The sequence below is a fragment of the Variovorax sp. EL159 genome (assembly GCF_900100965.1).
Classification (GTDB): domain Bacteria; phylum Pseudomonadota; class Gammaproteobacteria; order Burkholderiales; family Burkholderiaceae_C; genus Variovorax.
Window position 1 is genome coordinate 260,877 of the sequence record NZ_FMUJ01000004.1, and the last position, 12,888, is coordinate 273,764.

Consider the following 12,888-nt stretch of genomic DNA (forward strand, 5'->3'; position numbering starts at 1 on the left):
CCGAACGCCTACAAAAACACTTGGGGGAGCTTCCATGCTTCAAGTCGCCAATCGAAAACTCGCATCGCTGAGCGATGTGCTCTTCACCGGCCTGAGCCGTGTGCTCGGTTTTCTGCGTCCGCTGGCCCGCGGGCTCATCGGCTCCTGGCGACCCCCGGGCTGGCTGCGCATCATCGGCGCATTCCTTCTCCTCGGCCTGCAATGGCTGCAGCAACGCCTCGCATGGCTGGTGCTGCTCGCACTGCTGGCGCTGGCCGGCTGGGCGGCAAGCCCGCATCTGCTGAAGTGGTGGCACGGCCTCACGCCGGACCGCGTCGAGCCCATCGTCGCCACCGCGAAGCTGGAGCCACCGCAACGCACGCAGATCGAAAACGACAAGGGGCCGAACCCCGTCGTCATCAACTTCTCGGCCTCCGTGGCGCCCATCGCGCGCATCGGGCAAGAGGCGACCGGCATCACCATCGAGCCCGCCATCGCCGGCCGCTGGACATGGACCAAGCAGAACCGGCTTGAGTTCCTGCCCGCGCAAGACTGGCCCATCGGCCAGCCATACAAGGTGCAGTTCACCGGCAACGCGCTCGCGCCGCACATCGAGATGGAGCTGCGCAAGTACGAGTTCACCTCGCCCGAGTTCAGCGCACGCATCGGCGGCGCCGAGTTCTACCAAGACCCGGTGCAGGCCAACGTGCGCCGTGCCCTCTTCCAGGTGCGCTTCTCGCACCCCGTCAACACCGCCGAGTTCGAAAAGCGCCTGGTGCTGACCTACGACCAACCCTGCGGCTCCTCGATCTTCAGCGTGGGCAAGTGCGCCAGCGAGAAGTTCACGGTGAGCTACGACAAGCTGCGCCTTGCCGCCACCGTCCAGTCGGAGCCCCTGCCCATTCCCGAGAAGACGCGCCCGGTCGTGCTCAGCCTCACGGCGGGCGCGGTGGCGCAGAAGGGTGGCCCCGCGCAGCGCGGCGACGTCTCGCGCGCGGTCGACATCCCCGGCCTCTTCAGCCTCGACATCTCCAGCGTCGAGCCCACCATCGTCACCGGCGAAAACGGCGAGCCCGAACATGTGATGCACGTCACCGCCTCGATGCCCGTGCACGAGCGCGAAATGGCGCGCGTGGTGCAAGCCTGGCTGCTGCCGGTGACGGAAGACCCGAAGGGCGATCCGGAAGACAAGTTCGACTGGTCGGCCGCCTCGTCGAAGATCACCGACGCCGTGCTGCGCCGCGCAAAGAAGATCAACCTGCAGCCCATCGCCAGCGAACGCGAAGTGACCGAGATGGTCAGCTTCCGCATGCCCCAGGCCGAGGGCGGGCGCTACCTGCTGGTGCGCGTGGCCAAGGGCCTGAAGACGCCGGGCGGCTACCAGCTGGGCAACGCGCGGCAAGACGTGCTGCTGCTCAAGACCTTCGCGCCCGAGCTCACCATCATGAGCCAGGGCTCGCTGCTCGCGCTGTCGGGCGAGCGCAAGCTGCCGATCCTGGTGCGCGACCTGCCGGGCATCCGCCTTGAAATCGGCCGCCTGCTGCCGCAGCAACTGCAGCACCTGGTCACGCAGACCAACGGCGACTTTGCGCATCCGCAATTCAACGGCGGCCTGCAGTCGGACGACCTCGTCGACCGCTTCCAGAAAGAGATTCCGCTCAGCATCCCCGCCGGCAAGGCGCACTACGAAACCGTCGACTTCGCCGAGTACCTGCGCAGCGACGTGGCCGACCGGCGCGGCGTTTTCCTGCTCAAGGTGCAGGGCTACGACCCCAAGGCCAAGAAGAAGCCCGAGGGCGATGCCGCGCAGGCCCAGCCCGAGAAAGATCAGCAACAGGAAGACCAGCAGTCTTCCGACGATGAGGGCAACCCCGAAAGCGGCAACCCCGAAGACCAGAAGGACCAGCGCCTGGTGCTCGTCACCGACCTGGGCATCGTCGCCAAGAAGTCGCTCGACGGCACGCGCGACGTGTTCGTGCAGAGCATCGCCAACGGCCAGCCCGTGGCCGGTGCGCTGGTCGAGGTGTGGGGCCGCAACGGCATGATCGTCGCGTCGCAAACCACCGATGCGACGGGCGCCGCCAAGCTGCCCAACCTGGCCGGCTACCAGCGCGAGAAGGCACCCGTGGTGCTGGTCGTGCGCAAGGACGGCGACCTGAGCTTCCTGCCCTTCAACCGCAGCGACCGCACGCTGGACATCTCGCGCTTCGACGTCGGCGGCCTGCGCGCGGCCGGCGTGCCGAACCAGATGACGGCGTACGTGTTCAGCGACCGCGGCATCTACCGCCCCGGCGACACCATGCACATCGCGATGATGGTGAAGGCCGGCAACTGGGGCACCTCGCTGCGCGACCTGCCGCTCGAAGCCGAGATCATCGACGCGCGCGGCCTCAGCGTGCGCCGCGAGAAGCTCAAGCTCGGCCCCGGCGGCGCGGCGGAAATCGCCCACACCACGCAGGACACCTCACCCACCGGCAACTACACCGTCAACCTCTACCTGCCGCGCGAGTCTTCGCCCGGCACGCCCGAGGTCGCGGGCCTGCTCATCGGCAGCACCACCGTGAAGGTGCAGGAGTTCTTGCCCGACCGCACCAAGGTCGTGGCCAAGCTCAGCAGCGAGATCGCCGAAGGCTGGGTGAGCCCCAAGGACCTGAAGGCGCTGATCGACGTGCAGAACCTCTTCGGCACGCCCGCGCCCGACCGCAAGGTCGAAGGCACGCTCACGCTGAGCCCCGGCTTCCCGGTGTTCCGTGCCTTCACCGACTACGCCTTCTTCGACCCGCAGCGCGCCACCGAAAAGCAGGTCGACGACCTGGGCAGCGTGCAGACCAGCGCCGACGGCAAGGCGGAGTTCGACCTGCGCCTGTCGCGCTTCGATGCCGCCACCTACCAGGTGCACGTGCTGGCCAAGGCCTTCGAGCCCGAGGGCGGGCGCAGCGTCTCGGCCGAGGCCCAGACGCTGGTGAGCGACATGCCCTACCTCGTGGGCGTGAAGGTCGACGGCGACACCAGCTATGTGAGCAAGGGCGCCGCGCGCAACGCCACCGTGATCGCCATCGACGCGAAGGCGAAGAAGACGGCGGTGGCCGACCTGAAGATCGAGCGCGTGGAGCGCAAGGTGCTGTCGGTGCTCATCAAGCAGGACAACGGCCTGTACCGCTACGAGTCGCGCAAGAAGGAAATCGTGATCGACACGAAGCCCTTCGCCCTTGCCGCGAACGGCAACAGCGTGGCGCTCGACACGAGTGCGCCCGGCAACTTCGCCTACGTGGTGCGCAACGCCGAAGGCATGGAGCTGAACCGCGTCGAGTACAGCGTGGCGGGCAACGCCAACGTCTCGCGCTCGCTCGATCGCAATGCCGAGCTGCAGCTCACGCTCGACCGCAAGGACTACGAGCCCGGGCAAGAGATCGAGGTGAGCATCCGCGCGCCCTACGTCGGTGCCGGCCTCATCACCATCGAGCGCGACAAGGTCTACGCCCATGCGTGGTTCAAGACCGACAAGACCGCCTCGGTGCAGAAGATCACGCTGCCCAAGGACTTCGAGGGCACCGGCTACATCAACGTGCACTTCGTGCGCGACCCGGCCTCGGACGAGGTCTACATGAGCCCGCTGTCGTACGGCATCGTGCCCTTCGCCACCGCGCTGACGAAACGCACCGCCAACCTGCAGCTCACCAGCACCGAGTTGGTGAAGCCGGGGCAGACGGTGAAGATGAAGCTCACCAGCGACAAGCCCACGCGCGCCGTGTTGTTCGCGGTGGACGAAGGCATCCTGCAGGTGGCGCGCTACAAGACGCCCGACCCGCTCAAGCACTTCTTTCAGAAGCGCGCGCTCGAAGTCGGCACCCTGCAGACGCTCGACCTGATCCTGCCGGAGTTCAAGAAGCTCATGCAGGGCGCCGCCCCCGGCGGTGACGGCGAAGGCGAACTCGGCAAGCACCTGAACCCGTTCAAGCGCAAGCGCGACAAGCCGGTGGCCTACTGGTCGGGGCTGGTCGACGTCAACGGCAGCCGCGAGTTCAGCTACACCGTGCCCGAGAGCTTCAACGGCAGCCTGCGCGTGATGGCCGTGGCCGTGAACGACGAGACCACCGCCGCCAAGAGCACCCGCACGGTTGTGCGCGGCGACATGGTGATCTTGCCGAACGCACCGCTGGCCATGGCGCCCGGCGACACCGTCGAGGTGGGTGTGGGCCTTGCCAACAACATCGTGGGCTCGGGCAAGGAGGCGCCCATCGCGCTCACGCTCACCGCCTCGGGCGGCCTCGAAGTGGTGGGCGACGCCACGCAGACGCTCAAGGTCAAGGAACGCGGCGAGGTCAGCACCAAGTTCAACGTGCGCGCCAAGCCGGGCGAGCAGGCCGTGCTGGGTTCTTCCGCACTGGTGTTCACATCGACGCACAAGAACTTCAGCGCGCGCCTGTCGACCGAAGTGAGCGTGCGGCCCGCATCGCCCTTCGTCACGCTGGTGCAGGCCGGCAGCTTCCAGCGCGCGGGCGAGCTGAGCAGCCAGGCCGACCTGTACCCGAACTTCCGCCAGAGCGATGTGGCGGTATCGGCTGCGCCGTGGGCCTTCGCGACCGGCCTCATGCAGTACCTGGAGGCCTACCCGCACGGCTGCACCGAGCAGATCACGAGCCAGACCTTCCCGGCCGTGCTGCTGAGCAGCCGCCCCGAGCTGGTCAAGGAAATGGCGCGCGGCCGCACGGCCGAGCAGGGCCCGATGCCCGAGGCGCGCAAGACCTTCGAGCGCTACCTCGTGCAGCTGCGCGCACGGCAGACGGCCGACGGCGGCTTCTCGCTGTGGCCCGGTGCCGGCACTGACGCCTTTGCCACGCTCTACGCGGTGCACCTGCTGATCGAGGCGAAAGACCACAAGCTGCCCGTGCCGCAAGACCTGCTGCAAAAGGCCAACACCTACCTGCAAGGCTGGCTCGGTAGCGGCGACACCACGCTCGACGGCTGGCGCCAGCGCACGCAGGCCGCCTACCTGCTCACGCGCCAGGGCATCATCGCGCCGGCCGCGCTGGCCAACCTGCGCGAAGCCTGGCGCAACAAGCAGACGCAGGGCTGGAGCGACGACCTCGGCGCCGTGTACCTCGCCGCGAGCTACCAGCTCGTGAAGCAGGAACAGGTGGCCAACGAGCTGCTCAACCCGGTGTGGTCCGACCTGCTCACGCGCACCGAGAAGAACACGCGCCGCAACGTCTGGGGCGCCTACTACGACCCGCTGGTGCACGACAGCATGATGCTGCACTTGGTGGCGCGCCACTTCCCCTCGCGCCTGAAGACGCTCAAGCCGGCGGTGTGGGAGCGCATGGGCGCGATGGTGCGCGACGGCTGGTACAACAGCCTGTCGTCGGCCTCGATGCTGCTGGCGGTCGATTCGTACTTCGAGGCCGTGGGGCAGAACGTCGAAGGCAAGCTCACGGCGCAGGCCGTCAACGCGCAGGGCCAGGCGGCAGCGCTTGCATTGGGCGCGGTCAACCCGATCACGCGCGCTGGCGTACCGGCCGGCACTGCCAAGCTGAAGCTGTCGAACGACAGCGACTTCAACCTCTACTACAGCTGGGCCGAGCAGGGCTTCGAGCGCAACGTGCCCGCCACGCCAGTGAACCAGGGCCTCGAGATCTTCCATGAAGTGCTCGATGCCAAGGGCAACCCGGTCACCAAGGTCAAGCTCGGCGACGAGGTCACGGTGCGGGTGCGCGTGCGCAGCCTGGAGCGTGCGCAGCTGAACGACGTGGCGCTGGTCGACGTGCTGCCCGGCGGGCTGGAGCCGGTGCTGCAGGCCGTGGGCGACGACGACGATGCCAACGCCGATGCGCCGATCTGGAAGAAGCGCCTGGGTAGTGGCGGCTCGTGGAAAGTGCAGTACGCCGACATCCGCGAAGACCGCGTGGTGTTCTACGGCAGCGTCAACAAGGACCTGCTCGAAGTGACCTACAAGGCGCGCGCCACCAACGTGGGTGACTTCGTGGTGCCCGCGGCGTACGGCGAGGCGATGTACGACCGGCGCGTGTTCTCGCGCTCGGCGGGCGCGCGCTTCCAGGTGGTGGGGAATTGATCATGACGTGCCCGGGTCTTGTCCCCTCTCCCGCTTGCGGGAGAGGGCCAGGGTGAGGGTGCAGCGCCACCATGACCACCGTGCCCGATCCGTCGCCGCCGCCCTCACCCCAACCCTCTCCCAGAGGGAGAGGGAGGAAGACGGTCATCGCCTTCGCAATCGTCGTCGTGCTGCTCGCACTGCTGCGCTTGTGGCCGCACGCGCCGCTCGGCGAAACGATCGGCAGCTCGCGCGCCGTGTACGCGCAGGGCGGCGAGCTGCTGCGCCTCACGCTCGCGGGCGACGAGCAATACCGGCTGTGGGTGCCGCTCGATCGCATCTCGCCCACGCTGGTCGATGCGGTGCTGCTCTATGAAGACCGGCGCTTTTACATACACCCCGGCGTCAACCCCGCCGCGCTGGTGCGCAGCGCATGGCGCATTGCCAGCGGCGAGCGCCGGCAGGGCGGCTCGACGCTCACCATGCAGCTGGCGCGGCGCGTCTACGGCATCGACAGCCGCACGGCCATGGGCAAGATCGCGCAGATCGGCGCGGCACTGTGGCTCGAAGCGCGCTTCGGCAAGCGCGAGATATTGGAGGCCTACCTCAACACCGCGCCCTACGGCGGCAACATCGAAGGCGTGCAGGCCGCGAGCCTGATCTACTTTCGCAAGGACGCCGCCAAGCTCAGCCTGCCCGAGGCGCTGACGCTCGCGGTGATTCCGCAGAACCCCGTCAAGCGCATCGCCGAGCGCGGCCGCAATGCCGAGCTGCAGGCGGCGCGCGAACGCCTGTGGGCGCTGTGGGCCGAGCGCGACCCCACTGCAAAGCAGCATGCGCCCGATGCGCAGCTCGCGCTGTCGGCGCAGTCGCGCGGCAGCCTGCCCTTTCTTGCGCCGCACGCCACCGACATGCTGCTCGCACAGGAGCGCGGCGTGCTGGAAGTGCACGCCACCCTCGACCTGCGCATGCAGGCCACGCTCGAACGCGTGATGGCCCAGTACCTGCGCACGCACGCCGACGTGGGCATGACCAACGCGAGCGCCCTGCTGCTCGACGCCTCGACCATGCAGGTACGCGCGATGATCGGCTCGGCCGACTTCCGCAACGACGCCATCGCCGGCCAGGTCAACGGCGTGCTGGCCAAGCGCTCGCCGGGCTCCACGCTCAAGCCCTTCATCTATGCGCTGGCGCTCGACCAGGGGCTGCTGCATCCGAAGACCATGCTGAAGGACGCACCGACCTCCTTCGGCCCCTACACGCCCGAGAACTTCGACCATCGCTTCGCCGGGCCCCTGTCGGCGCAGGACGCGTTGATCCGCAGCCGCAACATCCCGGCCGTGGCGGTGGCGGCGAAGCTCTCGAAGCCGGGGCTCTACGACTTCATGCGGCTTGCGGGCGTGCAGAAGCTGCAGAGCGAATCGCACTACGGCCTGGCCTTGGTGCTGGGCGGCGGCGAGGTCACGCCCGAAGAGCTGGCGGGCCTCTATGCCACGCTGGCCAACGGCGGCATCTCACAGCCCATCCGCTACACGCAGCCCGCGCCCGACGAGCGGCCCGCGCAGCCGTTGCGCCTGCTGAGCGAAGAGGCATCGTTCATCACGCTCGACATGCTGCGCCACACGCCGCGCCCCGACACCACGCTGCCCGCGCGCCCCGCCATCGCATGGAAGACGGGCACCTCGTGGGGCTTTCGCGATGCGTGGACGGCCGGCGTGTTCGGCCGCCATGTGCTGGTGGTGTGGGTCGGCAATTTCGATGGCAGCAGCAACCCCGCGCTGGTGGGTGTCGACGCGGCCGCACCGCTGTTCCTGCGCATGGTCGATGCGTTGCGCGCCGAGCGGCTCGACCCCGGCGATGTCGCCACGCGGCAGCCGCCCGACCTGCGGCAGGTCGAGGTCTGCGCCGCCACCGGTGGCCTGCCCGATGCGCTGTGCCCGGTGCGCACCACCACGTGGTTCATCGCCGGCAAGTCGCCGATCCAGGTCAGCAACCTGCACCGCGCGGTGTGGGTCGACGAGACGACGGGCAAGGTGGTCTGCGGCCCGCAGCCGAATGCGCGCCAGCAGGTGGTGGAGCAATGGGGCAGCGACATGCGCCGCCTGTTCCGCCAGGCCGGCCTGCCGCGCGCGAGCGCACCGGCCGACGGCTGCGAGAAGGATGGCAACGCACCCGAGAGCGCGCCGCTCATCACCTCGCCGCTGCGCGGCGTGCGCCACACGCTGCGCGTGAAGAAGCCCGAGCCCCTGGTGTTGCGCGCCGAGGCCGCGGCCGGCACGCAGACGATCTACTGGTTTGCCGACGATGCATTGATCGGCCGCGCCGCACCGGGCGAAGGCATCACCTGGATGCCCGACCTTGCGGAGTCGGGCCGGCGCTATGTGCTGCGCGCGGTCGATGACCAGGGGCGCGCGGAGTCGCGCGAAGTCACGGTCGACATCGCACCTTGACCTGAAAGGATGTCACGGCTGCGTCATGCCCTCCCGGCATGGTCACGCGTTTTCGACTTGACACCTTTCCCGTACATGACGCGCCTTGCCTCCCTCTCTTTCATCGCCCTTGCCGCAGCACTTGCATGCGGCAGCGTGACGGCCCAGACCGCCTTCCCCTCCACGCTCGCCGGCCACGCCGTGCTGCCCGCGCAGAGCTTCGTGGCCGCGCCGAAGGACGCACCGGCCGACCTGCAGGTCAGCGGCAAGTTCACGACGGCCAAGCGCGTCGAGGCGGTGGGCAGCGTCGAAGGCCTGTCGGCCGGACGGCCCACCGGCGTGTCGCTGCCCTTCAAGGGCCAGCCGCTGCAGGGCCATTCGGGCATCAAGAAGATGGACGACGGCAGCTTCTGGATCCTGACCGACAACGGCGCGGGCACCAAGGCCAACTCGCCCGACTTCATGCTCTACCTGAGCCACTACAAGGTGGACTTCAAGAGCGGCAAGTTCAATCGCCTGAACACGATCTTTCTGCACGACCCCGACAAGAAAGTGCCCTTTCGCATCGTTCACGAAGGCACCAAGCAGCGCTACCTGACGGGCTCGGACTTCGACCCCGAGAGCTTCCAGTTTGCCGGCGGCGCGCTGTGGATCGGCGAAGAGTTCGGCCCCTTCCTCATCAAGGCCGACCTCAAGGGCAAGGTGCTCGCTGTGTTCGACACGCTGGTCGACGGCAAGGCCGTGCGCTCGCCCGACCATCCGGCCGTGACCACGCCGGGCGCACCGGGCGGCGCGGTCGAGTTCCAGGTCAAGCGCTCCAAGGGCTTCGAGGGCATGGCCGCATCGAAGGACGGCAGCAAGCTCTATGCGCTGCTCGAAGGCCCGGTGTGGAGCGCCGAGGCCAAGGACTATGAAAAGGTCGAAGGCAAGGAAGCACTGCGCGTGCTGGAGTTCGACGTGGCCACCGAGAAGTGGACGGGCCGCCATTGGAAGTACGTGCTCGAAGCGAATGGCAACGCCATCGGCGACTTCAACATGATCGACGGCACCACGGGCCTCATCATCGAGCGCGACAACGGCGAAGGCACGCCCGACAAGGCCTGCCCCGAAGGCCAGAAGCGCACCGACTGCTTCCATGACATCGCCAAGTTCAAGCGCGTCTACAAGGTCGAGCTGACCGATGCGAACGTGGGCGGCCCGGTGCGCAAGATCGGCTACATCGACCTGCTGAACATCGCCGATCCGAACAAGCTCGCGCGCAAGCCGCTGAACGACGGCGTGCTCAAGTTCCCGTTCTTCACGATCGAGAACGTCGACGTGGTCGATGCCACGCACATCGTGGTGGGCAACGACAACAACCTGCCCTTCTCCAGCAGCCGCGAGCCGAACAAGGCGGACGACAACGAGCTCGTGCTGCTCGAAGCGGGCGCGCTGCTGCAGGCGAAGTAACGAACGGGCCACAGCCCACGGGCCCCGCGCACGCACACGCGGCGCGAGGCCCCGCCACTGGTTCTAGAACGCGATGTCCGCGACGATGCGCGCCACCTGCCGTTCGACCAGTTGATGTTCTGCCGCCAGCGCGCGCACCGACTTGCCGGTGCTGAAGTCCGTGCGGATCTGCTCGTTGCGGATGGCGTCGAAGGCGCGTTGTGCCTTCGGCAGCACGAAGCGCAGGCCAGTGCCGTCGACCGCGTACTCCGCACTCAGCGCGCGCAGCTTGTCGAGGCCGATCAGCCCCGCGAACGGATGGTCGGGTGCCGGGTGCGCGGGGATGTAGATCCGCAGGCCGCCATAGCGCTCGATCAGCCGCAAGGTGGCGGGCAGCCCGATCAGCCGCACGAACTCGCGCAGCCGGGGCGGCAGCAGTTCGGTGGCCAGCGCGGCAGCGGCCTGCCGCAGGCCGGTGCCTCGTTGCGACGGCGAAGGTGGTGGCGGCGCGATGTCGCGGGATGGCGGCGACACGGGGCTTGCGAATTCAGGCGTGCCCATGCGTCGGCCATGGGTGGCGTCTTTCCAGTAACCAGGGTGGTGTGCGACGGCTTCTTGCATGGTGTGTCCTCTCAGGCGTTGACGTTGTTGGCGGCGTTGCGCTTGCCGGGCGGGAACCCGGGCGGTGGCGATGGACGGCGTGCCGCCGCTCATCGCGAGGTTCCCCAGTAGCCGCTGCGGTGGCCGAGCAGCAGGCTCGGGATGCGGGCGAAGTCCATCGCGCCGGGGCGCACGACCGTGGTGACTTCGGGCGTGTAGACGCTGGTGTCCAGGCGCAGCACCCGGCGTGCCGCCGCGATGCGTGCGGCCAGCGGGCCGGGGCCCTGCTTCCAGCGCGACTGGCCGCCGACCGTCACGCGGTGAACGTGCCCGCAATCGGCCAGCCTGGCCAGCTGCTGGCGCAGCACCGCACCGCCGGGTTCGGGCTGGTAGCCTTCGACGCACCGGGCCAGCATGCCTTCGAGCTCCTTCGCGGAGGCGGCCTCGTGCGCTTCGAGGTGGGTGGCGACGGCGCGCTGCACCTGGCCGGCCAGTGGGGAATCGGGTGTCGTCTTCATGCGTCGTCTTCCTCGTTCGTTGCGGGGCCACCGAAGGTGTCGAGCACCCGGCGGGCGATGCGGTCGGTGCGGGCCTTGCCGGCTCCGTATTTGCCGCTGCCGTTGAGCACCTGACTCACCGCGGCGGGGCTCAGGTGCAGTTGCGCGGCGACCTCGGAGCGCTTGCGTTCGGCGCAGGCGCTGCGCAGCAGGGCGAACCAGGGCTCGCTCATATAAGCAGTGGTGCAAGGTGCGGCCGTGCTGGTCATCGAGCGCCTCCGTGCGGCACAGGCGGCGTGGCGCCGATGTCGCGCAACAGGGCGTAGCGCTTCAACCCATCCACGCGGCGGGCATCGACGCGCACGGCCTGCGGGCATTGCCGCGACCAGGACAGCATGAGCGCGCCGGCCTGGCGGCGGCCCAGCGCGATGTCGTCGTCGGTGTCGGCCAGCAGCAGCGCGGCGGCTTCGTCGGCCGTCAGCGCGCGGCGGATGCGCAGCAGGTTCCACAGGCGGGTGGCGAACGGATCTGCGTGGCGCACGACCGCATCGGGGGCGGCGGTGGGCGTGCTCGTTTCGCCCTGGGCCGCTTCGGCGCGGCGGTCTGCCAGCGCCATCAGCGCCTTGGCGACGAACCATTCGGATGTGCTGTTTTCCATCACACGCCTCCTGCCGGGCGCACGCGGCCAGCGGTTTCGACAAAGCTTTTTTTCACCGTACGTTTCTCCTCGCTAGTGGCACTGCCCGGTTCATTGGCCTGCCCGGTGAAGGACGCAGACTTCTTCGGGCACTCTTCAAACATTCCTGTTTCTTCGCCTTGCCCGCGGTGCGCCAACCTTGAGGGGCGGACCAGGGGCCGTTGCACGGCAACCCACGGACGGTGCAGAACTGCATCGAAATGCGCGTATCCGTGTTCTTTTTCAAACTTGGATGGGTTGGTTTCACTCATTTGCAGTGCTTCTTTAACCTGAACAGGGTGCCAAGCCATCAAAATATCTTGTTTTGTGTCTATGGCTCCGATTATGCACATCAAACAGGTTTTTGCAACTGTGAAGAACATGAAAACCAACATTTACACGTTGCCAGACACAAAATGGGTTGTAAAAAGACCTCTGTGTGTCTAGCATGTGCGCGTTCGCACAAATCAAAGTTATCGTGACGTCGCAAATCAACACTCCGCCCGACGACACCCAGGTGAAGGCTCGCGTCGGCGAGCTGGCCCTCGCGCAAGGCGCGCGGGTGCGCGATCTGCGCAAGCAGAAGGGGCTCACCATCGATGACCTCGCCCAGCGCAGCGGGCTGCACTTCAATACGGTGGGCCGCATCGAGCGCGGCGTGAGCGACGCCAGCCTCGAGCAGCTGTATGTGATGGCCCTGGCGCTGGGGGTCGATCCTTCCGAGCTCAACCCGTTTCAGCCCGCCAATCCACCGAGCGAACTGTCGAGCGGGCTGGACGACGAGGTCTTCGTGCTGGTCGAGTTGCTCGACGTGCGCGTGAGCGCCGGCAGCGGCGCCATCAACGGTTCGCAGGAACACATGGGCCGCTTCGCGTTCAGCCGTTCATGGATGGCGCGCAAGGGCGTGAAGCCGGCGCACGCGCGCATCGTCCACGCGCGCGGCGACTCGATGGCCGACAAGATCAACAACGGCGACATCCTGCTGGTCGACACCGCCACCAAGTCGCTCGACCAGGACGGCGTGTACGTCATCCAGCTCGACGGCCACGACTACGTGAAGGTGCTGCAGCGCGACTTCTCCACCGGCGGGCTGCAGATCATCAGCTACAACCCCGCGTACAAGCCGCAGGTGCTGAGCGCCGACCAGGCCGCCGAGCTGCACATCAGCGGCCGCGTCGTCTGGCACGGCGGCGAAATCTGAGGCTGCGCGACAGGCGTCGCAAGACACGG

9 protein-coding genes are annotated in these 12,888 nt (G+C 67.8%); 4 read left to right on the plus strand and 5 right to left on the minus strand.

Features of this window, described 5'->3' with window-relative positions; genetic code table 11:
• The first annotated feature begins 34 nt into the window (after positions 1 to 34).
• From BLQ28_RS18315 to BLQ28_RS18325, 3 genes are all read left to right on the plus strand, one after another.
• Positions 35 to 6,049 carry an alpha-2-macroglobulin gene (locus tag BLQ28_RS18315; RefSeq protein ID WP_093242373.1) on the plus strand — a complete coding sequence of 2,005 codons (6,015 nt, stop codon included), beginning with the start codon at positions 35 to 37 and terminating at the stop codon, positions 6,047 to 6,049.
• Between the two features lie 71 nt (positions 6,050 to 6,120).
• Positions 6,121 to 8,478: a penicillin-binding protein 1C gene (gene pbpC, locus BLQ28_RS18320; protein WP_256327354.1), complete on the plus strand. Its 2,358-nt coding sequence runs from the start codon at positions 6,121 to 6,123 to the stop codon at positions 8,476 to 8,478.
• 75 nt (positions 8,479 to 8,553) lie between these two features.
• Complete coding sequence (locus tag BLQ28_RS18325) at positions 8,554 to 9,906, plus strand: esterase-like activity of phytase family protein (RefSeq protein WP_093242378.1); 1,353 nt, start codon at positions 8,554 to 8,556, stop codon at positions 9,904 to 9,906.
• 63 nt (positions 9,907 to 9,969) lie between these two features.
• On the opposite strand, the gene BLQ28_RS18330 is transcribed toward BLQ28_RS18325, so the two are convergent.
• The 5 genes from BLQ28_RS18330 to BLQ28_RS32670 all read right to left on the minus strand — a co-directional run bounded on the left by BLQ28_RS18330 (position 9,970) and on the right by BLQ28_RS32670 (position 12,041).
• Positions 9,970 to 10,506 (minus strand): Mor transcription activator family protein, encoded by a 537-nt coding sequence (locus BLQ28_RS18330; protein WP_256327355.1) that lies wholly within the window; start codon positions 10,504 to 10,506, stop codon positions 9,970 to 9,972.
• Between the two features lie 89 nt (positions 10,507 to 10,595).
• The gene (locus BLQ28_RS18335; protein WP_093242380.1) at positions 10,596 to 11,003 is read right to left on the minus strand and encodes a hypothetical protein; all 408 of its coding nucleotides are present in this window, start codon (positions 11,001 to 11,003) and stop codon (positions 10,596 to 10,598) included.
• A complete protein-coding gene (locus BLQ28_RS18340) occupies positions 11,000 to 11,251 on the minus strand; it encodes a hypothetical protein (protein ID WP_143012507.1) in 252 nt (83 codons plus the stop codon). Before BLQ28_RS18340 ends, BLQ28_RS18335 begins: the two co-directional genes overlap by 4 nt.
• Positions 11,248 to 11,640 carry a hypothetical protein gene (locus tag BLQ28_RS18345; RefSeq protein WP_093242387.1) on the minus strand — a complete coding sequence of 131 codons (393 nt, stop codon included), beginning with the start codon at positions 11,638 to 11,640 and terminating at the stop codon, positions 11,248 to 11,250. The genes BLQ28_RS18340 and BLQ28_RS18345 overlap by 4 nt, the downstream gene beginning before the upstream one ends.
• Positions 11,640 to 12,041 (minus strand): transcriptional regulator, encoded by a 402-nt coding sequence (locus tag BLQ28_RS32670; RefSeq protein ID WP_143012508.1) that lies wholly within the window; start codon positions 12,039 to 12,041, stop codon positions 11,640 to 11,642. Before BLQ28_RS32670 ends, BLQ28_RS18345 begins: the two co-directional genes overlap by 1 nt.
• 95 nt (positions 12,042 to 12,136) lie before the next feature.
• Here BLQ28_RS32670 and BLQ28_RS18350 point away from each other — a divergent pair, with 95 nt between their 5' ends.
• The gene (locus tag BLQ28_RS18350; RefSeq protein ID WP_256327356.1) at positions 12,137 to 12,859 is read left to right on the plus strand and encodes an XRE family transcriptional regulator; all 723 of its coding nucleotides are present in this window, start codon (positions 12,137 to 12,139) and stop codon (positions 12,857 to 12,859) included.
• The last annotated feature ends 29 nt before the right edge of the window (positions 12,860 to 12,888 follow it).

What these genes read in the sequence shown, in the direction of transcription:
- BLQ28_RS32670 (WP_143012508.1), bottom strand. Translation starts at nt 12,041, where the DNA reads ATGTTCTTCACAGTTGCAAAAACCTGTTTGATGTGCATAATCGGAGCC.
- BLQ28_RS18340 (WP_143012507.1), bottom strand. Translation starts at nt 11,251, where the DNA reads ATGACCAGCACGGCCGCACCTTGCACCACTGCTTATATGAGCGAGCCC.
- BLQ28_RS18315 (WP_093242373.1), top strand. Translation starts at nt 35, where the DNA reads ATGCTTCAAGTCGCCAATCGAAAACTCGCATCGCTGAGCGATGTGCTC.
- BLQ28_RS18335 (WP_093242380.1), bottom strand. Translation starts at nt 11,003, where the DNA reads ATGAAGACGACACCCGATTCCCCACTGGCCGGCCAGGTGCAGCGCGCC.
- BLQ28_RS18330 (WP_256327355.1), bottom strand. Translation starts at nt 10,506, where the DNA reads ATGCAAGAAGCCGTCGCACACCACCCTGGTTACTGGAAAGACGCCACC.
- BLQ28_RS18345 (WP_093242387.1), bottom strand. Translation starts at nt 11,640, where the DNA reads ATGGAAAACAGCACATCCGAATGGTTCGTCGCCAAGGCGCTGATGGCG.
- BLQ28_RS18325 (WP_093242378.1), top strand. Translation starts at nt 8,554, where the DNA reads ATGACGCGCCTTGCCTCCCTCTCTTTCATCGCCCTTGCCGCAGCACTT.
- pbpC (WP_256327354.1), top strand. Translation starts at nt 6,121, where the DNA reads ATGACCACCGTGCCCGATCCGTCGCCGCCGCCCTCACCCCAACCCTCT.